The 25,921-nt window shown below is 72.8% G+C and carries 26 protein-coding genes and 2 other RNA genes; 19 read left to right on the top strand and 9 right to left on the bottom strand.

Annotated elements, in window-relative coordinates; all coding sequences use genetic code 11:
• The first annotated feature begins 29 nt into the window (after positions 1–29).
• Together J5Y09_RS05910 and ilvD are read left to right on the top strand one after the other, a co-directional pair.
• Positions 30–1,136 (top strand): Mrp/NBP35 family ATP-binding protein, encoded by a 1,107-nt coding sequence (locus J5Y09_RS05910; RefSeq protein ID WP_209350829.1) that lies wholly within the window; start codon positions 30–32, stop codon positions 1,134–1,136.
• Positions 1,137–1,230: 94 nt separating this feature from the next.
• On the top strand, positions 1,231–3,087 hold the full coding sequence (gene ilvD, locus J5Y09_RS05905) for a dihydroxy-acid dehydratase (protein WP_209350828.1): 1,857 nt from the start codon (positions 1,231–1,233) through the stop codon (positions 3,085–3,087).
• Between the two features lie 9 nt (positions 3,088–3,096).
• Here ilvD and J5Y09_RS05900 read toward each other — a convergent pair whose 3' ends face one another.
• From J5Y09_RS05900 to thyX, 4 genes are read right to left on the bottom strand one after another with little or no spacing between them, the layout of a single operon-like run.
• A complete protein-coding gene (locus J5Y09_RS05900) occupies positions 3,097–3,555 on the bottom strand; it encodes a hypothetical protein (RefSeq protein WP_209350827.1) in 459 nt (152 codons plus the stop codon).
• 57 nt (positions 3,556–3,612) lie between these two features.
• Positions 3,613–3,843: a hypothetical protein gene (locus J5Y09_RS05895; RefSeq protein ID WP_209350826.1), complete on the bottom strand. Its 231-nt coding sequence runs from the start codon at positions 3,841–3,843 to the stop codon at positions 3,613–3,615.
• A complete protein-coding gene (locus J5Y09_RS05890) occupies positions 3,840–4,445 on the bottom strand; it encodes an HD domain-containing protein (protein WP_209350825.1) in 606 nt (201 codons plus the stop codon). Before J5Y09_RS05890 ends, J5Y09_RS05895 begins: the two co-directional genes overlap by 4 nt.
• Entirely contained in the window at positions 4,435–5,376 is a 942-nt protein-coding gene (gene thyX / locus J5Y09_RS05885; protein WP_209350824.1) for an FAD-dependent thymidylate synthase, read from the bottom strand. The genes J5Y09_RS05890 and thyX overlap by 11 nt, the downstream gene beginning before the upstream one ends.
• A gap of 185 nt (positions 5,377–5,561) precedes the next feature.
• Between thyX and J5Y09_RS05880 the strand changes: the two genes are divergently transcribed.
• Positions 5,562–6,731, top strand: coding sequence for a M20 aminoacylase family protein (locus tag J5Y09_RS05880; protein ID WP_209350823.1), 1,170 nt, complete (start codon positions 5,562–5,564; stop codon positions 6,729–6,731).
• A gap of 12 nt (positions 6,732–6,743) precedes the next feature.
• Here J5Y09_RS05880 and J5Y09_RS05875 read toward each other — a convergent pair whose 3' ends face one another.
• A complete protein-coding gene (locus J5Y09_RS05875) occupies positions 6,744–7,613 on the bottom strand; it encodes an alpha/beta fold hydrolase (protein WP_209350822.1) in 870 nt (289 codons plus the stop codon).
• A 62-nt stretch (positions 7,614–7,675) separates the two neighbouring features.
• Here J5Y09_RS05875 and ssrA point away from each other — a divergent pair.
• From ssrA to J5Y09_RS05830, 9 genes are all read left to right on the top strand, one after another.
• Positions 7,676–7,995: a transfer-messenger RNA gene (ssrA, locus tag J5Y09_RS05870) on the top strand.
• 35 nt (positions 7,996–8,030) lie between these two features.
• The gene (locus tag J5Y09_RS05865) at positions 8,031–8,552 is read left to right on the top strand and encodes an SspB family protein (RefSeq protein WP_209350821.1); all 522 of its coding nucleotides are present in this window, start codon (positions 8,031–8,033) and stop codon (positions 8,550–8,552) included.
• A gap of 82 nt (positions 8,553–8,634) precedes the next feature.
• Complete coding sequence (locus J5Y09_RS05860) at positions 8,635–10,296, top strand: fumarate hydratase (protein WP_280845216.1); 1,662 nt, start codon at positions 8,635–8,637, stop codon at positions 10,294–10,296.
• Positions 10,293–10,541 carry a DUF2798 domain-containing protein gene (locus tag J5Y09_RS24245; protein WP_209350820.1) on the top strand — a complete coding sequence of 83 codons (249 nt, stop codon included), beginning with the start codon at positions 10,293–10,295 and terminating at the stop codon, positions 10,539–10,541. Before J5Y09_RS05860 ends, J5Y09_RS24245 begins: the two co-directional genes overlap by 4 nt.
• Positions 10,541–10,798, top strand: coding sequence for a DUF1272 domain-containing protein (locus J5Y09_RS05850; protein WP_209350819.1), 258 nt, complete (start codon positions 10,541–10,543; stop codon positions 10,796–10,798). Before J5Y09_RS24245 ends, J5Y09_RS05850 begins: the two co-directional genes overlap by 1 nt.
• Positions 10,799–10,808: 10 nt before the next feature.
• Positions 10,809–11,204, top strand: coding sequence for a RidA family protein (locus J5Y09_RS05845; RefSeq protein ID WP_209350818.1), 396 nt, complete (start codon positions 10,809–10,811; stop codon positions 11,202–11,204).
• Between the two features lie 52 nt (positions 11,205–11,256).
• A complete protein-coding gene (locus J5Y09_RS05840) occupies positions 11,257–11,664 on the top strand; it encodes a VOC family protein (protein WP_209350817.1) in 408 nt (135 codons plus the stop codon).
• Between the two features lie 18 nt (positions 11,665–11,682).
• Positions 11,683–13,092, top strand: coding sequence for a class II fumarate hydratase (locus J5Y09_RS05835; protein WP_209350816.1), 1,410 nt, complete (start codon positions 11,683–11,685; stop codon positions 13,090–13,092).
• The gene (locus J5Y09_RS05830) at positions 13,089–13,310 is read left to right on the top strand and encodes a ribbon-helix-helix domain-containing protein (RefSeq protein ID WP_209350815.1); all 222 of its coding nucleotides are present in this window, start codon (positions 13,089–13,091) and stop codon (positions 13,308–13,310) included. The genes J5Y09_RS05835 and J5Y09_RS05830 overlap by 4 nt, the downstream gene beginning before the upstream one ends.
• Positions 13,311–13,318: 8 nt before the next feature.
• On the opposite strand, the gene J5Y09_RS24715 is transcribed toward J5Y09_RS05830, so the two are convergent.
• Together J5Y09_RS24715 and J5Y09_RS05820 are read right to left on the bottom strand one after the other, a co-directional pair.
• Positions 13,319–16,171: an AsmA family protein gene (locus J5Y09_RS24715; protein ID WP_209350814.1), complete on the bottom strand. Its 2,853-nt coding sequence runs from the start codon at positions 16,169–16,171 to the stop codon at positions 13,319–13,321.
• On the bottom strand, positions 16,168–19,770 hold the full coding sequence (locus J5Y09_RS05820) for a hydantoinase B/oxoprolinase family protein (protein WP_209350813.1): 3,603 nt from the start codon (positions 19,768–19,770) through the stop codon (positions 16,168–16,170). The genes J5Y09_RS24715 and J5Y09_RS05820 overlap by 4 nt, the downstream gene beginning before the upstream one ends.
• Positions 19,771–19,908: 138 nt before the next feature.
• Between J5Y09_RS05820 and J5Y09_RS05815 the strand changes: the two genes are divergently transcribed.
• From J5Y09_RS05815 to J5Y09_RS05805, 3 genes are all read left to right on the top strand, one after another.
• Positions 19,909–20,676: a TerB family tellurite resistance protein gene (locus J5Y09_RS05815; RefSeq protein ID WP_209350812.1), complete on the top strand. Its 768-nt coding sequence runs from the start codon at positions 19,909–19,911 to the stop codon at positions 20,674–20,676.
• A gap of 334 nt (positions 20,677–21,010) precedes the next feature.
• On the top strand, positions 21,011–21,691 hold the full coding sequence (locus J5Y09_RS05810; protein ID WP_490380722.1) for an N-acetylmuramoyl-L-alanine amidase: 681 nt from the start codon (positions 21,011–21,013) through the stop codon (positions 21,689–21,691).
• 102 nt (positions 21,692–21,793) lie between these two features.
• Positions 21,794–22,444 (top strand): LysE family translocator, encoded by a 651-nt coding sequence (locus J5Y09_RS05805; RefSeq protein WP_209350811.1) that lies wholly within the window; start codon positions 21,794–21,796, stop codon positions 22,442–22,444.
• Positions 22,445–22,452: 8 nt separating this feature from the next.
• Here the strand turns inward: J5Y09_RS05805 and J5Y09_RS05800 are convergent, their stop codons facing one another.
• On the bottom strand, positions 22,453–22,845 hold the full coding sequence (locus J5Y09_RS05800; protein ID WP_209350810.1) for a hypothetical protein: 393 nt from the start codon (positions 22,843–22,845) through the stop codon (positions 22,453–22,455).
• A gap of 136 nt (positions 22,846–22,981) precedes the next feature.
• Between J5Y09_RS05800 and rnpB the strand changes: the two genes are divergently transcribed.
• An RNA gene (gene rnpB / locus J5Y09_RS05795) (RNase P RNA component class A) lies at positions 22,982–23,384 on the top strand.
• 13 nt (positions 23,385–23,397) lie between these two features.
• Here rnpB and J5Y09_RS05790 read toward each other — a convergent pair.
• A complete protein-coding gene (locus tag J5Y09_RS05790) occupies positions 23,398–23,718 on the bottom strand; it encodes a hypothetical protein (protein ID WP_209350809.1) in 321 nt (106 codons plus the stop codon).
• A gap of 331 nt (positions 23,719–24,049) precedes the next feature.
• Here J5Y09_RS05790 and J5Y09_RS05785 point away from each other — a divergent pair, with 331 nt between their 5' ends.
• From J5Y09_RS05785 to ftsL, 3 genes are all read left to right on the top strand, one after another.
• On the top strand, positions 24,050–24,517 hold the full coding sequence (locus tag J5Y09_RS05785; protein WP_209350808.1) for a division/cell wall cluster transcriptional repressor MraZ: 468 nt from the start codon (positions 24,050–24,052) through the stop codon (positions 24,515–24,517).
• On the top strand, positions 24,514–25,455 hold the full coding sequence (gene rsmH / locus J5Y09_RS05780; protein WP_209350807.1) for a 16S rRNA (cytosine(1402)-N(4))-methyltransferase RsmH: 942 nt from the start codon (positions 24,514–24,516) through the stop codon (positions 25,453–25,455). Before J5Y09_RS05785 ends, rsmH begins: the two co-directional genes overlap by 4 nt.
• Positions 25,452–25,921, top strand: a 470-nt coding sequence (gene ftsL, locus J5Y09_RS05775) for a cell division protein FtsL (protein ID WP_432761232.1), incomplete at its 3' end; no start/stop codon positions are given. The genes rsmH and ftsL, both read left to right, overlap by 4 nt.

Raw genomic sequence — 25,921 nt, 5'->3', positions numbered from 1 at the left:
ATTGTCCAGAAACGGGGGCTTTTCAAGCGATGGCGGAGACTCTGGCGGAAGCGGTCACGGCGGCGCTCCGCGCGGTGAAGGACCCGGCGACGGGCCAGGACGTGGTCGCGGCGGGCATGGTCCAGGGCCTGACGGCGCGCGACGGGATGGTGCAATTCTCCCTGGAAGTGGCGCGGGAACGCGCGCCCCAGATGGAACCGCTGCGCGCCGCGGCCGAGCGCGCGGCGGCCGCCGTGCCCGGCGTGCTGAGCGCGACGGTGGTGCTGACCGCCCATCGCCCCGCCACCCCCCAGCCCGCCACCCCCCGCCAGGCGGCCCGCGCGCCGTCCGGCCAGGGGCCGATGCTGCTGCCCGAGGTCGGCGCCATCGTCGCCGTCGCCTCCGGCAAGGGCGGCGTCGGCAAGTCCACCACCGCGGTGAACCTCGCGGTCGCGCTGGCCGCGCAGGGGCTGCGCGTCGGGCTGCTGGACGCCGACATCTACGGCCCCTCCCTGCCGCAGATGCTCGGCACCCGCGAAAGGCCGCGGGCGACGGGCCAGCGCATCACGCCGCTGTCGCGCTGGGGCCTCAAGGCCATGTCGATCGGCTTCCTGGTCGAGGAAGAGACGCCGATGATCTGGCGCGGCCCGATGGTGATGGGCGCGCTCGAGCAGATGATGGGCCAGGTCGAGTGGGGCGCGCTCGACATCATGATCGTGGACATGCCGCCGGGCACGGGCGACGCGCAGCTGACCATGTCGCAGCGCGTGCCGCTGGCCGGCGCGGTGATCGTGAGCACGCCGCAGGATGTCGCGCTGCTCGACGCCCGCCGCGGCATCCGGATGTTCGAGAAGGTGAACGTGCCGGTGCTCGGCGTGATCGAGAACATGTCCTACTTCTGCTGCCCCGAATGCGGCCACCGGACGGACATCTTCGGCCATGGCGGCGCGCAGCGGGAGGCCGAGCGGCTCGGCGTCGAATTCCTCGGCGCGCTGCCGCTCAAGCTCGCGATCCGCGAACTGGCCGATGCCGGCACGCCGATCGTCACCGCCCGGCCGGAGACGGAGGAAGCGGCCGCCTACCGCGCCATCGCCGCGCGGCTGTGGGAAAAGGTGAAGGCGCCGGCCGCGGCGGGCCCGGCGATCCTGGTGGACTGACCGGCACGGTTTGGCGCCGGGCGGCATTCCGCGCTACCTCGGCACGGATGCGCCCGGCGGAAGGGTCCGGGCGCCCGCCATGAGGAAGCGCCCGATGCCGCAATACCGTTCCCGCACCACCACCCATGGGCGCAACATGGCCGGCGCGCGCGGCCTGTGGCGCGCCACCGGCATGAAGGACGGCGATTTCGGCAAGCCGATCATCGCCATCGCCAATTCCTTCACCCAGTTCGTCCCCGGCCATGTCCACCTGAAGGACCTCGGCCAGCTGGTGGCGCGGGAAATCGAGAAGGCGGGCGGCGTCGCCAAGGAATTCAACACCATCGCGGTCGATGACGGCATCGCGATGGGCCATGACGGCATGCTCTACAGCCTGCCCTCGCGCGAGCTGATCGCCGACGCGGTCGAGTACATGGTCAACGCGCATTGCGCCGATGCGCTCGTCTGCATCTCCAACTGCGACAAGATCACCCCGGGCATGCTGATGGCCGCGATGCGGCTGAACATCCCGACCATCTTCGTCTCCGGCGGGCCGATGGAAGCGGGCAAGGTCGTCCATCGCGGGGTGAAGCGCTCGGTCGACCTGATCGACGCCATGATCGTCGCCGCCGATGCCTCGGTGACGGATGAGGAAGTCGCGGTCATCGAGCGGTCCGCCTGCCCCACCTGCGGGTCCTGCTCGGGCATGTTCACGGCCAATTCGATGAACTGCCTGACCGAGGCGCTCGGCCTCGCCTTGCCCGGCAACGGCACCGTGGTCGCGACCCATGCGGACCGGGAAAGACTGTTCCTCGAGGCCGGGCGGCGGATCGTCGAGATCACGCGCCGGCACTACGAGACCGACGACATGTCCGTCCTGCCGCGCAACATCGCGACCTTCACGGCCTTCGAGAACGCGATGACGCTCGACATCGCCATGGGCGGGTCGACCAACACGGTGCTGCACCTGCTGGCCGCGGCGCAGGAGGGGGAGGTGCCCTTCTCCATGGCCGACATCGACCGGCTGTCGCGCCGCGTGCCCGTGCTGTGCAAGGTCGCGCCTTCCGTCCAGAACGTGCACGTCGAGGACGTGCACCGCGCCGGCGGCATCATGGGCATCCTGGGCGAACTCGACCGGGGCGGGCTGATCGACACCTCCGTCTCCCGCGTCGACGCGCCGAGCCTGGCCGAGGCGCTGGCCGAATGGGACATCCGCCGCGGGCCGAACGAGGCGGTGCAGACCTTCTTCCGCGCCGCCCCCGGCGGCATCCCGACCACCGTCGCCTTCAGCCAGGCGGCACGCTGGGAGGAACTCGACGCCGACCGCGCCGGCGGCGTGATCCGCGACGTGGAGAACGCCTTCTCGAAGGATGGCGGGCTCGCCGTGCTGTTCGGCAACATCGCGGAGGAAGGCTGCATCGTGAAGACGGCGGGCGTCGACGCCTCGATCCTCACCTTCACCGGCCCGGCGCGCGTCTTCGAAAGCCAGGACGCGGCGGTGGACGGCATCCTGGGCGGCACGGTCAAGGCGGGCGACATCGTGCTGGTGCGCTACGAGGGCCCGCGCGGCGGCCCCGGGATGCAGGAGATGCTGTATCCGACGAGCTACCTGAAGTCGAAGGGCCTGGGGAAGGCCTGCGCGCTGGTGACCGACGGGCGCTTCTCCGGCGGTTCCTCGGGCCTGTCGATCGGGCATTGCTCGCCCGAGGCGGCGGAGGGCGGGAACATCGGCCTGGTCGAAGACGGCGACACGATCGAGATCGACATCCCGGCGCGCCGCATCCACCTCGCTGTGGCCGATGAGGAACTCGCCCGCCGCCGCGCGGCGATGGAAGCGAAGGGCGCCGATGCCTGGCAGCCCGCCGCGCCGCGCAAGCGGCATGTCAGCACGGCGCTGAAGGCCTATGCCGCGCTGACGACCAGCGCCTCGCGCGGCGCGGTGCGCGACGTGACGGGGCTGCGGCGGCGCTGAGCCGCCGCCCTACCCCGCGCGCGGCGCCGGTACCGGCAGGCCGAGCCGCGCGGCCGCCGCCTGGATATCCTGGCGGTGCGCGAAGGCCAGGAAGGCGCCGGCGAACCAGGTGACGATCGCTTCCTTGAACAGCTTCCCGCCATCGCCGTAGGGGTCGATCCCGATCGGGCCGATGGCGTGGAAGAAGATCGCGCCGCCCATGATCCCCATCGTCAGCACCCCGCCCCAGGCGCGCGTCACGGGGATCAGCACGAGGATGGAGGCGAGGATCTCCATCGAGGCGACGCCCAGGCGCAGCGGCTTCTCATGCGCGGGAATGCCGAACCAGTCGGCGAGCGGCTGGAAGATGAAGTCCACCGAGCCGGGATGCCCCGTCAGCTTGTACTGCTGGTAGAAGGTGAACTCGTAGGCGATCCAGATCGCCGGCAGCCAGGCGGCCAGGCGAAGCAAGCGGTCGGTGCGGGTCATGGCGGCGGTCCTTCGCGGCTGGCCCTGGCTTCGCCGCCCGCCGCCGCGCGGTTACGCTCAGCGCCCCGCCGTCATCCGCCCCAGCACGAAGCCCAGCGCGAAGGTGCCGAGCAGGATCGCGCCCACATCGCCGACCAGCGCATGGGCCACCGGCAGCCCGACCAGCAGCGCCAGGGTGAAACCGCCGAAGAAGACCCAGCGCCGCGCGCCGGGGCCCAGCGGGCGCAGCGCGAAGCGGCGCCCCGCCTTGCGCGTGCGCGCGCCCTTCGCGGCGGCGCGGCCGCTCATCGCGCGCCCCCCAGCAGGCCGCCTTCCGCGGCGCGGTCGTAGAGCCGCCCGATCAGCGCGGCGAAGACGGCATCGACCTCCATCGCCGGGCCCATGCGCGGCAGCGTGTCCACCACCGTGACGCCGTGGTCCTTCCAGGCGATCCCGCCGGACAGCACGTTCTGCAGGAAGCCCTGCATGCGGTCGCAGGCCATGGCGAAGCGGGCCTCGGGCGTCTCGCCGGCCTCGAACTCCTCCCACAGCGCGCGCAGCCGGGCGCCGAGATCCTCGGGCAGCAGCCCGAAGACCGTCTCGGCCGCCGCGGCCTCGCGCGCCGCCTGCGTCGCGCGGCCGGCGGTGTCATAGGCAAAGGTGTCGCCGGCCTCGATCTCGACCAGGTCGTGCACCGCGACCATCATCAGCGCCCGGCCGAGGTCGAGCGACGCCGCCACATCCGCATGCAGCAGCGTGCCGATCAGGGCGAGCGACCAGCAATGCTCGGCGCTGTTCTCCCGCCGCGTCGTCCCGTCCGCCAGCACCACGCGCCCACGGCGCTCGACCGTCTTGAGCCGGTCGGCCAGCGCGAGGAAGTCGAGGATCGAGGCGGCGCGGTCAGGCGGCATCGCGGCCGAGCACCTCCATCAATTCCCGCCATTCGCGCTTCGACAGGCCGGAGGCGTCCTGCGGCACCGCCTCGCCGGCCAGCAGCCGCCGCACGATGCCCATCATCTGCGCCGACAGCGTGACGGCGCCGAGCCGGTAGTCGCGGAACGCCTCATGCGCCATCGGCACCCAGGCCTTCACGGTCTCCAGCATCGCCTCGGCGTAGACGCGGATCTCGTACTGCGCATGCGCGTCCGCGCGCAGCGACAGGAAGTGCAGCAGGTTGTGCAGGTCGGTCTTCCAGTACCACTGCGTATAGGCGTTGAGCGTGAGGTTCATGCGCGCGAGTTCCCGCGCCAGCCCCTGCCGCGCGGGGTCGATCGCGCGGCCCTCATCGTCCTCGTTCAGCATCTCCAGGTAGTGGTCGTAGTTGCGCGTCGCGTCTTCGCGCAGCAGGTCGAGCACGCGCGCCGCTTCGGCGCCCTGCAGCACGTCGCCCCGCCCCTGCCGGTTCACGGCGGATTGCGCGGCGAGCTGGTCCGGCCCGGGGATGTAGAATTCCCGGTCCAGGATGGAATAGCGCGCCGAATACTCGTTCACGTTCGCCGTGCGGTGGCGGATCCATTGCCGCGCGACGAAGATCGGCAGCTTCACGTGGTACTTGATCTCGCACATCTCGAAGGGTGTGGAGTGGCGGTGGCGCATCAGGTAGCGGATCAGGCCGCGATCCTCGTTCGCCGCGCGGGTGCCGCGGCCGTAGGACACGCGCGCGGCCTGCACGATGGCCGCGTCGTCGCCCATGTAGTCCACGACGCGGACGAAGCCGTGGTCGAGCACGGGCATCGCCTGGAAGAGCATCGCCTCCAGCCCCGCCACGGTGGGGCGGCGCGTCGGCGCCTCCGCCGCGCGCGCGGCGTCGATTTCCTGCTGCTGTTCGGCGGTCAGTGCCATGCCAGATGTCCCTGCGACTCGGATCGCGTCCGGCTTTGGCTATAGCAGGGGACCGAGAGGGGCGCCGCCCCTCTCGGGCTTACCCAGCCAAAGGCCGAAAGGCCTTTGGAAACCAACACCTTGGGCGCCCCCTCGACGGCCGCGCGCCGGGCCCGCACCATGCCCCCGCCCAGCAGGAAGCCGCCATGTCCCCCCTCGACGCCATCCGCCGCGACCATGCCGACCTCGCCGCCATCCGCCAGGATTTCCACGCCCACCCCGAACTCGGCATGGCGGAGCACCGCACCGCCGCCCGCGTGGCCGAATTGCTGGAATCCTGGGGCATCGAGGTCCATCGCGGCGTCGGCGGCACGGGCGTGGTGGGCGTGCTCCGCCACGGCAGCGGCAACCGCGCCATCGGGCTGCGCGCCGACATGGACGCGCTGCCGATCGAGGAACTCACCGACCTGCCCTTCCGCAGCACGACCAAGGGCGTGATGCATGCCTGCGGCCATGACGGGCACACGACCATGCTGCTCGGCGCCGCGAAGTACCTGGCGGAAACCCGCAACTTCGACGGCACCGTCCACCTGATCTTCCAGCCCGGGGAGGAAGGCTGCGGCGGCGCGCTGGCGATGCTCGAGGACCGGCTGTTCGAGCGCTTCCCCTGCGACGCCATCTACGCGATGCACAACCGCCCGGGCATGGCGCTCGGCGAATACGGCATCCGCCCCGGCCCGACGGCCGCCGGCGGCGCCTTCTTCGACATCCGCATCGAAGGCAAGGGCGCCCATGGCGCGCGGCCGGAGGTCAGCATCGACCCCGTGCTCGCCGCCTGCCACGTGACCACCGCGCTGCAATCCATCGTCAGCCGCAACATCGCCCCGCGCGACGCCGCCGTGGTCAGCGTGACCAAGGTGCTGGGCGGGGAGGCCTACAACGTCATCCCCCAGACCGCGACGATTTCCGGCACCGCGCGCTTCTTCTCGCGCGAGGTCGCCGCGCGGATCGAGGAAGGCATGCGCCGCGTGGCCGAGGGCGTGGCCGCCGGCTTCGGCGCGACGGCGGAGGTCGACTGGCGGCTGATCTTCGCCCCCACCGTCAACGACCCCGAGCAGACCGAGGCCTTCGCCGCCGCGGCGGCGGACCTGGTCGGCGCCGACAAGGTCGCGCGCGACAACCCGCCCGGCATGGGCTCGGAGGATTTCTCCTTCATGATGGAGAAGGTCCCCGGCGCCTACATCCATGTCGGCAACGGGCCGGGGGAGATGCCGCACCACCCCCGCTACGCCTTCAACGACGACGCGATCCCCTACGGCGCCGCGCTGTACGCGCGCATCGCCGAGCGCGCCTTGCCCGGCGACCGCGAAGCCTGACCGGGCGCGGCTTCAGCCGGCCGGATGCGCCTGGAGGAAGCGCACCAGCGCGGCGCGGAATTCCGGCGTGCCGGGCGCGCTGCCATGGCTCGCGCCCGCGATCGTCACGAGTTCGAGCCGCGGCATCGCCGCCTTCAGCCGCTCGAAGTCGCGCAGATAGGGGTCGGCCGTGCCGACGATGCCGAGCGTGGGCATCGGCACCGCGGCCAGGCGTTCGACCGGCACCACCTGGTCGGGATTGGAGCGGCGCACCGCGGCGAGCGCGCGGGGGTCCTGCCCCGCCAGGCGGCGCTCGGAATCGGCGCGGATCTCGGCCTCGCTCGGCGGCGGCCGGTCGCGCGGCCACAGCCGCAGGAACTGCGAGCGCAGCAGGCCCTGGTCCATCTCGGCCGATTCCTCGTCCACCCGGCGCTGGTCCTCCGCCGTCCAGCCCAGGCGCCCCGCGGCGCCGCCGAGCGTGAGCGTCAGGAAGCGCCCCGGATCGAGGATGGCGAGCTGCGCCACGATATGCGCGCCCATCGAGTAGCCGACGACATGCGCCTTCGCGATGCCGAGGTGATCCATCAGCCGCGTCACGTCGCGCCCCATCTCGGGGCCATAGGCGGCACGGTCGTGCGGCTTGCCGCTGCGCCCATGCCCGCGCGCGTCGATCGCGATCGCGCGGTGCCCCTGCGCGACCGCGGGGAAGATTCCGGTCTGCACGAAGCCGCGCTCGATGTTGCTGGTGTAGCCATGCACCATGATGACGGGCGGCCCGCGCCCGTCCTCGATGAAGCGGATCGGCACGCCGGCGCTGTCGAAGCTGCGGTCCTGGGCGGCGCGAAGCCCCGGCGCGGCGAACGACCCGGCGGCGGTGGCGGCAAGCAGGCTGCGGCGGCGCATGGCGCGTTTCCTCGTCCCTGTCGTGTCGCCAGCGCAGCACCACGGCGGGGGAGGGTCAAGAAAGGCTCGAAATCCGCGCGCCGCCGCGCTATATGTGCGCCGTCACTTCGGTGACTATGGCGATAAACGGCGTATGGAATAAGCGTTGCGGACCCGGGGGCGGTACCCGGCGCCTCCACCATCACCCCGCCTTGTCAGCGGCAGATGGGGGCGAAACAGGCTCGACGCGCGCGGTAAAGATCCGTCTTTTGCCCGGCATGGTACCGCCGTCATCGGACCAAATCACAAGTGCCAATGACAACGGTCGCGAGACCGTGGCGCTCGCTGCCTAGAGATAGGTAAGCGCGGTTCGGGGGGCACCGGGCAACAGAAGCCCCCCACTTCCCTTCCACGCCTTGACTGGCCTACATCCGCGCCATGAGCGACGACGCCGCCCCGCCCGAAAGCCTTATGCCCTACGAAGCCTGGGCCGAGGAAGCCTTGCGGGAGGTCGCCATCCGCGCCATCGAGCGCGCCGCCGGCGAGGGCCTGCCCGGCGAGCACCATTTCTACCTGACCTTCCGCACCGACCATCCGGGCACCTCCATCCCCGGCCATCTCAAGGCGCGCTACCCGCAGGAAATCACCATCGTCCTGCAGCACCAGTTCGAGGACCTGAACGTGGACCGCGCCGCGGGCCGCTTCGGCGTCACGCTCTATTTCGGCGGCGTGCCGTCCCGGCTGACCGTGCCCTTCGGCGCCCTGACCATGTTCCACGACCCGCATGTGCGCTTCGGCCTGCGCTTCCCCGTGACCGGCGCCGACGCCATCCCGCCCTTCGAGGACGCCCCCGAGGCCGAGGCGAAGCCGGCGGAGGAGGAAGCCCCCCCCGCCCCGCCCGCGCCCGGCCAGGTGGTCAGCCTGGATGCCTTCCGCCGCAAGCCGGCCAAGGAAAGCTGACGCCCGCCCGAGGTTGGCGGCCCCCGCCCCGCTGCGCTAGACCGCCCGGGCGCGCGCCATATCGCGCGCCCGGAGATTGCGCATGACCCCGCCGCTCGACGCCGCCGCCCCCGCCCGCCCGGAAGGCTTCGCCTACGCCCCCATGTTCCCGCTGGGCGAGGACACGACGCCCTACCGCAAGCTCGACATCGGCGGCGTGTCGACCATCGAGGTCGACGGCAAGCGCGTGCTCAAGGTGAAGCCGGAGACGCTGACCGAACTCGCGCGCGCCGCCTGCCGCGATGTCTCCCACTTGCTGCGCCCGGGGCATCTCCAGCAGCTCGCCAACATCCTCAAGGACCCGGAGGCGAGCGCGAACGACCGCTTCGTGGCACTCGACCTGCTCAAGAACGCGAACATCGCCGCCGGCGGCGTGCTGCCCATGTGCCAGGACACCGGCAACGCCATCGTCTTCGGCAAGAAGGGCCAGCGCGTCTGGGTCGAGGGCGACGAGGAGGAGGCGCTGGCCTTCGGCGTCGCCCGCACCTACACCGAGACCAACCTGCGCTATTCGATGATGGCGCCGATCGGGATGTTCGAGGAGGTGAACTCCGGCAACAACATGCCCGTCGAGTTCTCCATCATGGCGCAGCCCGGCGAGCACCACGCCGACGAGATGCACCTGATGTTCATCCTCAAGGGCGGCGGGTCGGCCAACAAGACCTTCCTGTACCAGCAGACGCGCGCGGTGCTGAACAAGCCGAAGCTGCTCGCGTTCCTCGAGGAGAAGATCAAGACGCTCGGCACCTCCGCCTGCCCGCCCTATCACCTGTCCATCGTGATCGGCGGCACCTCGGCCGAAATGAACCTCAAGACCGTCAAGCTCGGCTCGACGCGCTGGCTCGATGCGCTGCCGACCAAGGGCGGCAAGGCCGGCCACGCCATCCGCGACCCGGAGCTGGAGGCCGAGATCCACAAGCTGACGCAAAATCTCGGCATCGGGGCGCAGTTCGGCGGCAAGTATTTCTGCCACGACGTGCGCGTCATCCGCCTCGCCCGCCACGGCGCCTCGCTGCCCATCGGCATCGGCGTCTCCTGCTCCGCCGACCGGCAGATCAAGGCGAAGATCACGGCCGATGGCGTCTTCCTCGAGCAGCTCGAGGCCGACCCGGCGCATTACCTGCCCGAGCACACCGAGGACATCCTGGGCGGGGAGGTCGTGAAGATCGACCTCAACCAGCCGATGGACCAGATCCGCGCGACGCTCTCGAAATACCCGGTCAAGACGCGCGTCTCGCTGACCGGCACCATGGTGGTCGCGCGCGACATCGCGCATGCCAAGCTGCAGGAACGGCTCGATGCCGGGCAGGGCCTGCCGCAATACATCAAGGACCATCCGGTCTACTACGCGGGCCCGGCCAAGACGCCGGCGGGCTACGCCACGGGCTCCTTCGGCCCGACCACGGCCGGGCGCATGGACAGCTACGTGGAGGCCTTCCAGGCCGCCGGCGGGTCCTTCGTGATGCTGGCCAAGGGCAACCGCTCCAAGGCCGTGCTGAACGCCTGCAAGAAGTATGGCGGCTTCTACCTCGGTTCGGTCGGCGGGCCCGCCGCGCGGCTGGCGCAGGACTGCATCCGCAAGGTCGAAGTGCTGGAATACCCCGAGCTCGGCATGGAGGCGGTCTGGCGGATCGAGGTCGAGGACTTCCCCGCCTTCATCGTGGTGGACGACAAGGGCAACGATTTCTACGAGGGGCTGGAGTGAGCGCGACCGCGGACCGACGCCTGCCGGCCCGCTTCGCGCTGCCGGTGACGGGCCTGATCCTGTCCGGGATCATGACGATCATCATCTCGGGCGTCTCGACCTTCATGGCGCTCGGCTTCTCGCTGCTCGCGCTGGGGGCCTGGCCGATCGCCTGGATCAGTTCCTGGATCATCGCCTTCCCCACGGTGCTGGTGGTGCTGCCGATCGTGCGCCGCCTCGTCTCCCGCCTCGTGGCGCCGGCCTGATGCTGGCACTTCGCCCCAACTGCGAATGCTGCGGGCGGGACCTGCCGCCCGACAGCCGCGACGCGCTGATCTGTTCCTTCGAATGCACCTGGTGCGTCGATTGCGCGCGCACGCGACTGCCCGGCGGGCTCTGCCCGAATTGCGGCGGCAACCTCGTCCCGCGGCCGATCCGCCCGGCGGCGAAGCTGGAGAAATTCCCCGCCAGCACCGATCGCATCCATCGCCCCGAACGCTGCGGCGGTGCGACCACAGCATGAGGACCGCGCCATGACCGAACGCCGCCTGATCTCCTCCGGCTCGAAGTTCGAGGAGGAGATCGGATACTCCCGCGCCGTCGTCATCGGCGACGACATCTGGGTCTCCGGCACCACCGGCTACGATTATTCGACGATGACGATCCAGCCGGATGTCGTGGCGCAATGCGACCAGACCTTCCGCAACGTCGCCGCCGCCCTGGCGCAGGCCGGCGCCACGCTCGACGACGTGGTGCGCGTGCTGTTCATCGTGCCCGACCGCGCCGACTGGGAACCCTGCTGGCCGGTGGTGAAGAAGTATCTCGGCCGGGCGAAGCCCGCATCCACCCTGATCCATGCCGGGCTGCAGACCGACGCCATGAGGATCGAGATCGAGGTCACGGCCAGGCGCACCCGCCGGCCGGCGTGACTTCCCGCCGCGCCGCGTGTAGACGCGCCGCAGCGCAGCACCGGGGACAGACATGCGTTTCGCCGTCGATCGCCTCGACCATCTGGTCATCACCTGCCGGGACGTCACCATCTCCGCTTCCTGGTACCAGCGCGTGCTGGGGATGGATGTCGAGGAGTTCGGCCCGCACAACCGCACCGCGCTGAAGTTCGGCGGGCAGAAGATCAACCTTCGCCCGGTCGAGGCGACGCAGCAGGACTGGTGGACCGGCGAGGGCGGGGGCATCCCCGGCACGGCCGATCTGTGCTTCATCGTCACGGTCGACGCGGAACAGATCGCCGCGCACCTGCAGCGCTGCGGCGTGGCCATCGCGCAGGGGCCGGTCGCCAAGGACGGCGCGCTCGGCCCCATCACCTCGGTCTATTGCCGCGACCCTGACGGCAACCTGATCGAGATCTCGACCTACGGCGCCCCGCCCTGAAGGCGTAGGATGCGCGCCATGACCCGGACGCGCACCGAAACCGACAGCCTCGGCACCATCGAGATCCCAGCGGACCGCTACTGGGGCCCGCAGACGGAACGCGCCCGCGCCCTGTTCCGCATCGGCGAGGCGCGGCTCGACCCCGGCGTGATCCGCGCCACCGGCCTGCAGAAATGGGCCGCGGCGGAAGCGAACCGCCGGCTCGGCGAATTGCCCGACGCCATCGCCGAACCGATCAAGGCGGCGGCGGAGGAGATCGCCGCCGGCCGGCGCGACGCGGATTTTCCCCTGCCCGTCTGGCAGACCGGATCGGGCACCCAGACCAACATGAACGCGAACGAGGTCATCGCGAACCTCGCCAACGAAAGGCTCGGCCAGCCGCTCGGCACGCGCGCGCCGATCCATCCTAACGACCACGTCAACCGCGGCCAGTCGTCCAACGATTCCTTCCCGACGGTGATGCACATCGCCGCCGTCGCCGCCCTGCGCGCGCGGCTGCTGCCGGGCCTCGCCGCGCTGCACGCCGCGCTGACCGCCAAGGCGCAGGACTACGCGTCGATCGTGAAGCTCGGCCGCACGCACATGATGGATGCGGTCCCCGTCACGCTCGGCGGCGCCTTCGCCACCTGGGCGCGCCAGGTGGAAAACGGCGTCGCCCGCATCGCGGACGCGATCCCGCGCCTGCTGCTGCTGCCCCAGGGCGGCACGGCGGCCGGCACGGGGCTCAACCGCCACCCCGATTTCGACGACGCCTTCTGCGCCATCCTCGCCGCGCGCACCGGCGAGGCGTTCGCACCCAATCCCGACAAGTCCGAGGGCATGGCCGCGCACGACGCCTTCGTCGAGCTGCACGGGGCGATGAACACCGTCGCCGTCTCGCTCAACAAGATCGCCAACGACATCCGCCTGCTCGGCTCCGGCCCGCGCGGCGGCATCGGGGAACTGGTCGTGCCGGCGGACGGCCTCTCCTCCTCCATCATGCCCGGCAAGACCAACCCGACGCAGGCGGAAGCGCTGACCATGGTCTGCGCCCGCGTCATGGGCAACCAGACCACCGTCACCGTCGCCGGCGCGCAGGGGCACCTGGAACTCAACGTCTTCAAGCCCGTCATCATCCAGTGCGTGCTGGAAAGCGCGGGGCTGCTCGGCGACGCGGCGGTCTCCTTCGCCACGCACATGGTGGCGAAGCTCGAACCGAACCGCGCGCGCATCGCCGACCAGGTGGCGAAGTCGCTGATGCTCGTCACCGCGCTCAACCCGCGCATCGGCTATGACCGCGCGGTCGCGATCGCCAAGCTCGCCCTGGCCGAGGACCTGACGCTGAAGGACGCGGCCATCCGCCTCGGCCACGTCACCGCGGAGGAATTCGACCGCTGGGTGCGGCCGGAGGAGATGATCCGCCCCGGCGCGACGCTCGCCGGCGGATGAAGCCGCATCTGGAAAAGCGGTCCTTCAGCCTGGCCGGGCACCGCACCTCGGTCGCGCTGGAACCCGCCTTCTGGGCGGCGCTCGAAGCCGCGGCGCGGGAGCGTGGGTCGAGCCTCGCCGCGCTGATCGCCGAACTGGATGCCGGGCGGGCGGAAGGCGGGGCGCCGCTCGCCAGCACGCTGCGCGTCTTCGCGCTGGACCGCGCCGCGGCGCGCTGAACCGCGCGTCAGCGTTCCGCGCGCCAGCGCGCCCAGGCCGCCACTTCCGGCTGGCGGCGCGGCGCGGTGGCGGGGCCGGTCACGCGCAGCCCGATCGGCGGCGCTTCCGCCGGCGTCGGCTGCACCGCGAAGCGCAGGTCGAGGCTGCCGCGCAGCAGGTCGAGGCTGCCTTCCACCTCCCCCGACACGCCGCCTTCCCCCGCGATGCGCATGCCATCCAGCGCGACCAGGCCGGCGGCGGCGCGCCAGCCGCCCTCCAGCCGCTCGACCGCCGTCGCGCCGCCTTCCAGCCCCGCCCGCACGCCCTGTTCGGCCAGGACCGGATCCTCGAGCGCGGCGGCACTCGCGACCGCGCCGAGCGCGACGCCGGCGAGCACCCCGTCGCGCAGCGCCAGCCGCCCATCGCCCGACAGCGTCGCGAGCAGCGCCGCCGGCGCGTGGCCGCTCGCCGAGAAGCGGCCCTGCGCCTCGATGCGCCCGGAGGCCAGGTCGAAGGGCAGCCCGAACAGCGGCGCGCGCAGCGTCGCCCCGGCCAGCCCCAGCGCGCCCGAGAGCACCGGCGGCTGCGCGGCCACGTCGAGCGCGAGCGCGCCATCCACCGTTCCGCCGCCGAGCCGCGCGCGCAGGCCCTCCAGCGCCAGCCGCCCGTTCGCAAGCCGCAGCCGCGCGCCCACCTGTTCCAGCACCGGCAGGTCGGGCGCGACGAGTTCGGCCGCCTCCACCTCCATCTCGGCATCCACCGCGCCGAGCACGCCGAAGCCGAGCGGGTCGGAATCGCGCAGCGCGAGGTCCGGCAGCGGCAGGCGTTCCGCCGCGATGCGGCCCGTCAGGCGCGGCCGCGCGCCGCCGAGCGCGACGCCGACCTGCCCGCGTGCGCGCAGCCCGCCGGCGACCAGTTCCAGGTTGTCGGCCTGGATCGTGCCGGGCCCGCCCGCGACCGCGGCGATCAGGGAGAAGGATCCCTCCCCCAGCCAGGCCGGCGGTTCCGCCGCGCCGAGCTGCAGCGCGAGCCGCGGCGCGCCGGGGTGCCGCAGCGTGACATTGCCGCCGAAGCGCGACTGGGGAAGGTTCAGGCTGGCCTGCCCCTCGGCGCGGAGTTCGCCGAATTCCAGTTCCCCCGCCAGCGCCAGCGCGTCGAGCGGCCCGCCGCCGGCCAGCCGCAGGCGCAGCGGCAGCGCGGCGAGCCCGCGCGGCACCGTCACCCAGCGCGCCAGCGGCACGGCGAAGGCGCTGTCCGCGCCCGCGACCGCTTCGAGCACCAGGTCGCCCAGGCGCGGCGCGGCCCCCGTGGCGAGCGTGCCGGCGAGCACCAGGTCGGCGCCGCCGACCCGCGCGGAGCCGCGGCGCAGCGCGATCCGCCCGTTCTCCGCCGCCGCGTCCAGCGCGGCCTGGGTCGCCTCGATCCCGCCCCAGCGCAGCCGCTCGGCGGCGAGGCGCAGATTGGCGTCGATCGCCGGCGCGCCGGCCAGCACGGCGGACCAGGCGGCGCCCGGCGGCATCACGCCATCGAGGTCCAGCCGGTCGAAGGTGAGCCCGAGCCCGAGCGCCGGCCGCGCGCCGAAGCGCAGCACGCCCGCGCCGCTGACCTGGCTGCCATCGATGTTCGCGGCAAATTCCGGCACGCCGAGCTGCGCCGCTTCCAGCACCAGCCGCGCCCGCCCGTCGAAGCCGCGCAGCCGAGCCGGGTCGGACTGCTCCAGCCCCAGCCCGAAGGCGGCGAGCGTCGCGCGCAGATTGCCCCCGGCGAAGCGCAGGCCGAGCTCGAGCCTGTCCCCCGCCGTCGCGCCCGCGCCCTCGACCTCGGCCTCGCCGGGCAGCAGGGCGGACAGGTCGGTCAGCGAGATCCGGTCTTCCTCCCGGAACACGCCGCCGCGCAGCCGGCGCAGCGTCGCGCCGCGGAAGGTCGCGACCTCGGCGGACAGATCGAGGCCGAGCGGCAGCGGCGGGGCGGCGGCGCCGCGCAGCGCGGCCACCCAGGCATCGATGTCGAGCCGCGCGAGCGCGAGGGCGAGGTCGAGCCGCGGCGCAGGGGCGAAGCGGAAGGTCGCCGCGCCGCGCCCGGTGACGCCCCCGAAATCGAGCGCGAGGTCGTCCGCCGCCGCGACCTCCGCCGTCACGCGCATGCGGCCGCTGGCGCGGAAGGGGCCCGCCGGGGCGGCGAGCAGCGCGGCGAGGTCGGGCCCGCCGGCCTCGATCCGGCCCTCGAAGCCGTCCTCCCCCACCAGCACGCCGCGCGCGGTCACGCTCGCCGCGCCGAGGGCCATGGAGACATCGAGCGTCGCCGCGCCGTCGAAGCCGGGCCGTCCGACCACCGCCTCGAACCGCACCGGCGCGCCGCGCAGGGTGAAGCTGCCTTCCGTGCGCACCGCATCGAGCGGGCCGGGCGCGGCGAGGCGCGCATCGACGCCTTCCAGCACCGCGCCCCCGACCGCGACGCGGCTGTTCTCGATGCGCGCGTCGAAGCCCGTCAGCCAGGGCGGCGGGCGCAGCGCGCCGACGCTCGCGGGCGGCCAGGGCAGGCGGATCTCGGCGCCGACGAGCACCAGCTCGCGCGGCTCGATTCGCCCGCCGAGCAGCGCGCCGAGGCCGAGGCTCAGCCGCAGGGCGCGCGCGGCGACGCCGATCTCCTCCGGATCCGCCGCGCCGACGCGCACGCTCTGCGCCTCGATCATCGGCTGGGGCAGCAGGGTCAGCCGCAGCGGCCCGTCGAGCGCCACGCTCCGGCCGAGCCGCGCGCTGGCGATGGCAGCGACCTGGTCGCGCCGCGCCTCCCAGTCCAGCAGGCGCGGGCCGACCCAGGCCGCCAGCAGCAGCAGCGCCGGCAGGCCGAGCAGGAGGATGAGGCGCCGCCGCGTCGTCACCCGCCGGCCGCTCCCCAGCCGCCGCCGCCCGGCGTCTCCAGCCCGAAGACCTCGCCCGGCGCGAGGCTGGCGCGGTCGCTGCCCTTCAGGACCTGGACGGTGCCGTCGGCGCGCTCGACCCATTGCCGCCCGGCCGCGCCATCCGCCCCGCCCTGCATGCCATGCGGCGCGACGGTGCGGCGGGAGGCGACGATGACCGCTTCCATCGGGCGCAGGAAGCGGATGCGCCGGCGGGACCCGTCGCCGCCGCGCCACTGCCCCGCGCCGCCCGAGCCGCGGCGGATCGCGAATTCCTCCAGCCGCACCGGGTAGCGCAGTTCGAGGATCTCGGGATCGGTCATGCGGGTGTTGGTCATGTGCGTCTGCACCGGGCCCGCGCCGTTGAAACCAGGGCCGGCGCCGATGCCGCCGCAGACCGTCTCGTAGTACTGGTAGGTCGCGTCGCCGAACAACACGTTGTTCATCGTCGCCTGGGCGGAGGCGCAGGCGCCCAGCGCGGCGAGCACCGCGTTGCAGGTCATCTGCGAGACTTCCGTGTTGCCCGCGACCACGGCCGCGCCGGGGCGGGGGCTGAGGAAGGTGCCCTCGGGGATCACAATCTCCAGCGGCTTGAGGCAGCCGTCGTTGAGGGGAATGTCCTCCCCCACCAGGCAGCGGAAGCAGTACAGCACCACGGCGCGGCACACGGCCGACGGCGCGTTGAAATTGTCCGGCCGCTGCGGCCCCGTGCCGGTGAAGTCGATCACCGCGCGGCGGTTGGCATGGTCCACGCGTACGGCCACGCGCAGCGGCGCGCCGTCGTCGATGGTGGTGGCGAAGGCGCCGTCCGGCAGGCGTTCCAGCACGCGCCGGACGCTTTCCTCGGCATTGTCCATCACGTGCTTCATGTAGGCGCGCACGGTGGGCAGGCCGAATTCGGCGACGGCGCGCTGCAGTTCCTGCACCGCCTTCTCGTTCGATGCGACCTGCGCCTTGATGTCGGCGACGTTCACGTCCGGGCTGCGCGCGGGGTAGCGCGCGGCGCCGAGCAGGGTGCGGAACCCCGCCTCGCGGAACACGCCGCCATCGACCAGCAGGAAGTCGTCGATGACGACGCCCTCCTCCTCCAGCGTGCGGGACCCGGGCGGCGTGGACCCCGGCGTCAGCCCGCCGATATCGGCGTGGTGGCCGCGCGAACCCACGAAGAACAGCACCTCCCGCCCCACCGCATCGAAGACGGGGGTGATGACCGTGACGTCGGGCAGGTGCGTGCCGCCATTGGACGGGTTGTTCAGCGCCACCACGTCGCCCGGCTTCAGCGTCGCGCCGCGGGAACGGATCACGGTGCGCACGCTCTCCCCCATCGCGCCCAGATGCACCGGCACATGCGGCGCATTGGCCACCAGCGCGCCCGTCGCGTCGAAGATGGCGCAGGAGAAGTCGAGCCGTTCCTTGATGTTCACCGACAGCGAGGTGTTCTGCAGCACCGCGCCCGCCTGCTCGGCGACGTTCATGAACAGGTTGTTGAACAGTTCCAGCATCACCGGGTCGGGCCGCGACGCGTCGGCAAGCCGCGCGGCCGCGCGCTGTTCCGTCCGCCGCAGCACGAGGTGGTCGCGCGCGGTCAGCTCCGCCGTCCAGCCCGGCTCGACCACCGTCGTCGCATTCGCCTCCCGGATCAGGGCCGGGCCGGGGATCGCGTCGCCGGCGAGCAGCGCGTCGCGGTCGAACAGCGGCGCGGCGCGCGCCGCGCCGTCGCAGAACATCTCGACCGTGTCGATCGGCGCGGGCCGGCCTTCGCCGCGCGGCGGCAGGCTCGGCTCGGCCACGCGCTCGCCCGGCATGGTGACTTCCGCGATGCAGGCTTCCACCACCACCTGGCGCTCCGGCGTGGCGAAGCCGAAGCGGCGGCGATGGGCCTCGGTGAAGGCGGCCAGGACCTCGGCATGCGGACCGAAGGGGACGGGCAGGAAGGAATCCGTCCCGGCGTAGCGAAGATGCAGCCGGCGCGCGACGGCGATACGCGCCGGGTCGGCACCCTGGCGCTCGAGCTCCGCGCGCCCCTCGGCGGCCAGCGCGTCGAGCCGCGCGGCGAGGCCGTCCATGCCCGCGGGCGAAAGCGGCGCCTCCACCGCGCCCTCGCGGATCGCCGCCTGGTCGGCGAGGCCCATCCCGTAGGCCGAGAGCACGCCGGCGAAGGGGTGGATGAACACCGTCTCCATGCCGAGCGCATCGGCCACGAGGCAGGCATGCTGCCCGCCCGCGCCGCCGAAGCATTGCAGCGCGAAGCGCGTCGCGTCGTGGCCCTTCTGGATGCTCACCTGCTTGATGGCGTTCGCCATGTTGGCCACCGCGATGCGCAGGAAGCCCTCGGCGACCTGCCGCGCATCCTGCTGCGTGCCGGTGGCGCGCGCGATCTCCTCGGCCAGCGCGGCGAATTTCTCCCGCACCACCCCGGCATCCAGCGGCTGGTCGCCCTTCGGTCCGAAGATGGACGGGAAATGCGCGGGCTGGATCTTGCCCACCATGACATTCGCGTCGGTGACCGTCAGCGGCCCGCCGCGGCGATAGCAGGCCGGGCCCGGCACGGCGCCCGCGCTGTCGGGCCCCACGCGCATGCGCGCGCCGTCGAAATGCAGGATCGATCCGCCGCCGGCGGCGACGGTGTTGATCGCCATCATCGGCGCGCGCATGCGCACGCCGGCGACCTCGGTCTCGAAGGCGCGCTCGAACTCCCCGGCATAGAGCGCGACATCGGTGCTGGTGCCGCCCATGTCGAAGCCGATGATGCGCTCGAACCCGCCCATCGCCGCGGTGCGCGCCGCGCCGACGATGCCGCCGGCCGGGCCGGACAGGATCGCATCCTTGCCCTGGAAGCGCCCGGCTTCGGTCAGCCCGCCATTGGACTGCATGAAGTACAGCCGCACGCCCGGCAGTTCGGCGGCGACCTGTTCGACATAGCGGCGCAGCACGGGCGAGAGATAGGCATCGACCACGCTGGTATCCCCGCGCGGGACGATGCGCGGCAGCGGGCTCGCCGCATGGCTCAGCGAGACCTGCGGGAAGCCTTCCGCCCGCGCGATCTCGCCCAGGCGCCGCTCATGCGCCGGATGCGCCCAGGCATGCATCAGCACGATCGCGACGGCGCGAATTCCATCCGCATGGGCCGCGCGCAGCGCCGCGCGCGCGGCATCCTCGTCCAGCGGCTCGATCTCGGTCCCGTCCACCGCGACGCGGCCGCCGATCTCGGCCACGCGTTCATGCAGCAATTCGGGCAGGCGCACATCGAGGTCGAACAGCCGCGGCCGCGCCTGGTTGCCGATGCGCAGCATGTCGGCGAAGCCGCGGTTGACCAGCAGCAGCACCCGTTCGCCCTTGCGTTCCAGCAGCGCGTTGGTGGCGACGGTGGTGCCCATCTTCACCGCCTCGATCGTGCCGGGCGGGATGGGCGCGCCGGGGGGCAGGCCCAGCGTCTCCCGGATGCCGGCGACGGCGGCGTCGCGGTAGCGCTCCGGGTTCTCCGACAGCAGCTTGCGGGTGGACAGGCGCCCATCCGGGTCGCGCGCGACGATGTCGGTGAAGGTGCCGCCGCGATCGATCCAGAACTGCCAGCCGGCCATGAAGATGCCCCCGTTGCGGCCGCGCGCCCCGCGCCGGCGGCCCGTTCCCCCTGGCAATAGAGACGCCCCGGGCGGGCGGCAAGGCGCCCTGACGCACCCGCCCGCCCTGTGCTAGCAGGGGCGGCGAAGGAGAGCGCTTTGGGATTCTGGGGGAAGATCCTCGGCAGCATGGCGGGTTTCGCCATGGGCGGGCCGTTCGGCGCCATGGTGGGCGCGGCGCTGGGCCATGCCGCCGACCAGGGCGCGATGCCGGGCGCGGGGCGCATCCCGCCCAATGCCGCCGACATGGTCCATATGCTGGGCGGCAAGGAGAACCTTTTCTCCTTCTCCGTCGTCGTGCTCGCGGCGAAGCTCGCCAAGGTGGACGGGCCGGTGAAGCGGGCCGAGATCGAGGCCTTCCGCCAGCTGTTCCGCGTGCCGGAGGAAGGCGCGCGCGACGTCGGCCGCCTGTTCGACCAGGCGCGGGAAACCGCCGAGGGCTGGGAGCCCTTCGCCGAGAAGCTCGGCGAGACCTTCGCCGACAACAAGGCGCTGCTCGAGGACGTGCTGGCCGCGCTGGTGCGCATCGCGCGCGCCGACGGCGCGGTGACGAAGTCCGAGGGCGACATGCTGCGCGGCATCCATGGCCGCTTCGGCCTGGACGCCGCGGCGTGGGAGCGCGCCAAGGGCGGCGCGCCGCGCGGCGCCCCCGCGCAGCAGATGGAAGACCCCTACCCCGTGCTGGGGCTGACGCGGGAAGCCTCCGACGAGCAGATCCGCGCCGCCTGGCGGCAATTGATGCGGGAGAACCACCCGGACACGCTGGCCGCGCGCGGCGTGCCGGAGGAATTCGTCAAGCGCGCGACGTCGAAGGTGGCCGAGATCAACGCGGCGTGGGACCGCATCAAGCGCGAGCGCGGCCTGTGACGGACACCGCGCGGTCCCACGCAGCCTTCAAGGAACGGCCGCGCAAGCGCGGCCTTGGGGACCGCATCAAGCGCGAGCGCGGCCTGTGACGGACACCGCGCGGTCCCACGCAGCCTTCCTGGAACGGCCGCGCAGGCGCGACCTTGGGGACCGCATCAAGCGCGAGCGCGGCCTGTGACGGACACCGCGCGGTCCCACGCAGCCTTCGCGGAACGGCCGCGCAGGCGCGACCTTGGGGACCGGATCAAGCGCGAGCGCGGCCTGTGACGGACACCGCGCGGTCCCACGCAGCCTTCGCGGAACGGCCGCGCAGGCGCGAGCGCGGCCTCTGACCTTGCGGATCCTCGACGCGCCCAGCCCGAACCAGGACGACCGCCCCGAAGGCGTGCCCATCGACATGCTGGTGCTGCACTACACCGGCATGCGCACGGGGGCGGAGGCGATCGCGCGGCTGCGCGACCCGGCGGCGAAGGTCTCCTCCCATTATGTGGTCGAGGAAGACGGCGCGGTCTTCCGCCTGGTGCCGGAAGCGCGCCGCGCCTTCCATGCCGGCATCTCCCATTGGCGGGGGCATTCCGGGCTGAACGCGCGCTCGATCGGGATCGAGATCGTGAACCCCGGCCATGAATGGGGCTATCGCGACTTCCCCGCCCTGCAGATGGCCGCGGTGTGCGACCTCTGCCTCGACATCCTCGCGCGCCACCCGATCCCGGCCCGCAACGTGGTGGCGCACAGCGACGTCGCCCCCGACCGCAAGGAGGATCCCGGCGAGTTGTTCGACTGGGAGGGCCTGGCGCGCAACGGCGTCGGGGTGTGGCCCGGGCGCGATCCCGCGCCGGCGGATGCGGATGCGGTGCTGCCGCTGCTGCGCGAGATCGGCTACCGGGACGACCTGCCCTTGCCCGTGCTGGTCACCGCCTTCCAGCGCCACTGGCTGCCCGGCCGTGCCGACGGCATCGCGGATGCGCCGACGCGCGCCCGCCTCGCCGCCGTCGCCGCCGCTTGCCGTGCCTGACGGTGACGGGTTCCAAGGGCCTTTCGGCCCTTGGCGGGGAGAGCGCGAGAGGGGCGGCGCCCCTCTCGCATCCGGCGATGCGATGACCTATCGCTGCAAGCCATGATCGACCCGACCCAACTCGCCCTGTACTTCGCCGCCGCCCTGCTGCTCGCCGTCACGCCCGGCCCCGGCATCTTCTACGTCGCCGCGCGCACGCTCGCGGGTGGCCGCGCGGAGGGCCTGGCGTCCAGCTTCGGCACCGGCCTCGGCGGCATGGCGCATGTGCTGGCGGGTGCGCTCGGCGTCTCGGCGATCGTGCTGGCAAGCGCCGAGATGTTCACCGCGCTGAAGCTCGCGGGGGCCGCCTATCTCGTCTGGATCGGGGCGCGCACCATCCTCGCCGCGCGGCGGGATGGCGCGGCGATGCTCGCGGGCGGGCCGGGCGCGCCGCCGATCGGCCCGCGCCGCGCCTTCCGGGAGGGCGTGGTGGTGGAGGCGCTGAACCCCAAGACGGCGGCCTTCTTCCTCGCCTTCGTGCCGCAATTCGTCGATCCGGCGCAGGGCAGCGTCGCGCTGCAGTTCGTGGTGCTGGGCTTCGTCTCGGTCGTGCTGAACACGCTGGCCGATGTCGTGGTCGCCTTCGCCGCGGGCGGCATCCGCGACGGCGCGGCGGCGCGTCCGGGCCTGGTGCGGCGGCTGCGGGAGGCCTCCGGCGCGGCGATGGTCGCCCTTGGCCTCGGCCTCGCCTTCGCGCGCCGCCCGGCGGGCTGAAGGCGCGGTCAGCGCAGCAGCGGCGCGTAGCGGTCCCGCCAGGCGAACAGCAGCATCGCCGTCAGCACGGCCAGCACGCCGGCGATCGGCAGCCCGCCCGGGTTCAGCACCAGGTGGAACAGCACGATCACGGTGATGATCGGCAGCAGCATCAGCAGCGCGAGGGCGGGCGCGCGGTTGGTCAGCAGCATCAGCCCGGCGACGAGGTCGATCGTCTTCATCAGCGGCCAGAGGAAGCCGCTGTCGCGCAGCGCGGCTTCGAAGCGCAGCCCCGCCTCGCTGGTGGGCGGGTGGAACAGGTCCTGCCCGGTGATGATCCAGGCGAAGCCGTTGGCCGCGCCGACCAGGAACAGCAGCGCGAGAAGGATGCGCGGGATGTCGATGGTAAGGATGCGGATCATGGCGTGTCCCCGTGCGGTTGCGCGCGCATTGGGGCGCGGCGGGCGACGGGCGGCAAGGGGTGGACTCACGGTTTCGTGAAGTCGTTTCCCGGCGCGCTTGACGCCACCCGCCCCGGGGCGCATCAGGCCCGCGGCGTCAGACGGCCGGGCGGCCGCTGGCCCGCGAGCGATCGCGGGCTGGAGGAAAGTCCGGGCTCCACGGGACTACGGTGCCGGTCAACGACCGGCGGGGGCGACCCCAGGGAAAGTGCCACAGAGAACAGACCGCCCGCGCGCCGCAAGGCCCGCGGGCAAGGGTGAAACGGTGGGGCAAGAGCCCACCGCGCTTCCGGCAACGGCGGCGGCACGGCAAACCCCACCGGGAGCAAGGCCGAATAGGGGCGGACGGCGAGGCGCCGAAAGGCGCTGACGCAGGGGCGGTCCCGCCCTTCCGCCCGGGTTGGCCGCGCGAAGCCCGCAGCGATGCGGGTTCCAGAGGAATGGCCGTCCTTGCCCGGCAACGGGCATGACAGAACCCGGCTTACAGGCCGTCTGGCGCCACCTTTCCAAGCATCAGCGCAGGCGCTGGCGCGTGCCGGTCACGATGGTGTCCGGCCCCGTCGTCAGCACCTCGATCTCCTCCGCGCCGCGGCGCCAGGCGAAGGCGCAGGGCGCGAGGCCCGTGCCGGCGCAGGCGACCATTTCCGGCCGTCCCTCGCAGCGCGCATCGCGCGGGGCGCAGCGGTCGGCATCGGGCACGCGCAGCGGTTCCCAGCCCGCGGCGAGCAGCGCCTGCCGCGCCGCGGCATAGGGAACACCGGGCGCTGCCGGCGGCTGCGCGAGCGCCGGTGCGGCCAGGAACGGCAGGGCGAAAAGGGCGGCGAAACGGCGCATGGCGGTCCTCCTGGCGGGGAGCATGGCGTCGCTCGCGAGGATTTCCATGGTCTTTGCTGATTCACCAAGGCAGGCTTTGCCGGCAAGCATCGGTAATCTCGGTGTTTTTCGTGCAACACTTCGCGGCGCGATCTTCTTTATCCCTTGTCGTCCCAGATTTTCCCGTGTTATCCCATGGCATCCCGTGAGGATCCCAATGCGCTCGGGGGGGCGAGCGGGATCCAGGTCGGGATGGTCGGGCGAGCCGGCGGGGTCGGGGGGCCCCGCCGGCCGCTGATCCGGGCCGGAACAGCAGGGACACGCGGCAGTTTTCGGCCGCACGTGGGGGGCGATGACCCAGTTCCTGGGCACGCACAAGGGCAAGTTGGACAAGAAGGGCCGCATCTCGGTCCCTGCGTCCTTCCGTGCCGTGCTCGAGGCCCTCGGCAGCCCCGACATCGTGCTGTTCCCCTCCTTCCGCCATCCCTGCATCGAGGCCTGGCCGGCGAGCACCTTCGCCACCATCTCCGCGCGCCACGGCGACCTCGACGTCTTCTCGGACACCGCCGACAACCTCGCCGCCGCGCTCTTCGCCTCGGCCCATCCCGCCCGCCCGGACGGCGAGGGCCGCATCGTCCTGCCCGAGGAGATCGTCGCCGAGGCCGGCCTGTCCGAAGCCGTGTCCTTCATCGGCGCCAACCGCTGCTTCCAGATCTGGGACACCGACCGCGCCGTCGCGCATATCCGCGAAGCCCGCGCCCGCGCCCGCGACTTCAAGCTCACCCTCCCCGCCCCCCGCCCGGACGGAGAGGCGCGATGAACGCCGGCCACCTCCCCGTCATGCTCCAGGAAGTGCTGGCGACGCTCGCCCCCCGTGACGACGCCGCCTATCTCGACTGCACCTTCGGCGGCGGCGGCTATGCCCGCGCGATCCTCGAGGCCGCGCCGCGCTGCACCCTGTTCGCGATGGATCGCGACCCCGACGCGATCGCCCGCGGCGCCGCCCTCGCCGCCCGCTTTGCCCCCCGCCTGACCCTCATCGAAGGCCGCTTCGGCGAGATGCTCGACCACCTCTCCGCGCGCGGCGTCACCGCGCTGGACGGGGTGGTGATGGATCTCGGCGTCTCCTCCTTCCAGCTCGACCAGGCCGAGCGCGGCTTCTCCTTCCGCGCCGAAGGCCCGCTCGACATGCGCATGGAGAAGTCGGGGCCGTCCGCCGCCGACCTCGTGAACACGCTGCCCGAGGCCGAGCTCGCCGACATCCTCTTCCACCTGGGCGAGGAACGCTTCGCGCGGCGCATCGCCAAGGCCATCGTCGCGCGGCGGGCGGAACAGCGCTTCGAGACGACCGGCGACCTCGCCGCGCTGGTACGATCCAAGGTGCCGCGCGACCCGTCGGGCATCGACGGCGCGACGCGCGCCTTCCAGGCGCTGCGGCTGGCCGTGAACGACGAGCTCGGCGAGGTGGAGCGCGGGCTCGCCGCCGCCGCCGCGCTGCTCGCGCCCGGCGGGCGGCTCGTGGTCGTCGCCTTCCATTCGCTGGAAGACCGCATCGCCAAGCGCTTCATGGCCGAAGCCACGGGCCGCGCCGGCGGCGCATCCCGCCACGACCCGGGCGCGCTGCGCGCCGCCGCGCCGCCGCGCTTCCGCATCCTGACACCCCGCGCCCTGCGCCCCGGCAAGGCCGAGACCGACGACAATCCCCGCGCGCGCTCCGCACGGCTGCGCGCCATGGAAAGACTGGAGGAAGCGGCATGATCCGCCCCGTGACGCTGCTCACGCTCGCCGCCGCCGCCGGCGCGGGCCTCTGGCTGTATCAGGTGAAGCATTCCGTCTCGCAGCTCGACCGCGAACTGCGCGACATCAACCGCCGCACCGAGCAGGCGCGCGAACGCACCCAGGTGCTGCGCGCCGAATGGGCGCTGCTGAACGAGCCGGACCGGCTGCGCCAGGTCGCGCAGCGGCACCTGCCGCTCGAGCCCATGGCGCCGACGCAGTTCGTCCGCCCGTCCGAGATGGAGCGCCGCCTGCCGCCGCCGCGGCAATTCGCCGGCGCGCCTTCCCTCTTCGCCCCGCCCGAGCCTGTGGGCGACGGCCGCGCGACGCCGATCGCCATCGCCGCCGCCGCGGCCGCGCCCGCGGCCCCGCGCGGCACGGCGCCCGCCGCGACGGGCACCGCCGCCACCCCGCCGGCCGGCCCGTCGCCTTCCACGCCATGCGCGGC

It is taken from the genome of Roseomonas nitratireducens (genome assembly GCF_017813355.1).
Taxonomy (GTDB): domain Bacteria; phylum Pseudomonadota; class Alphaproteobacteria; order Acetobacterales; family Acetobacteraceae; genus Neoroseomonas; species Neoroseomonas nitratireducens.
Note: the sequence above shows the minus strand (reverse complement) of the source record. Positions and strands in the feature narration are given on the sequence as shown.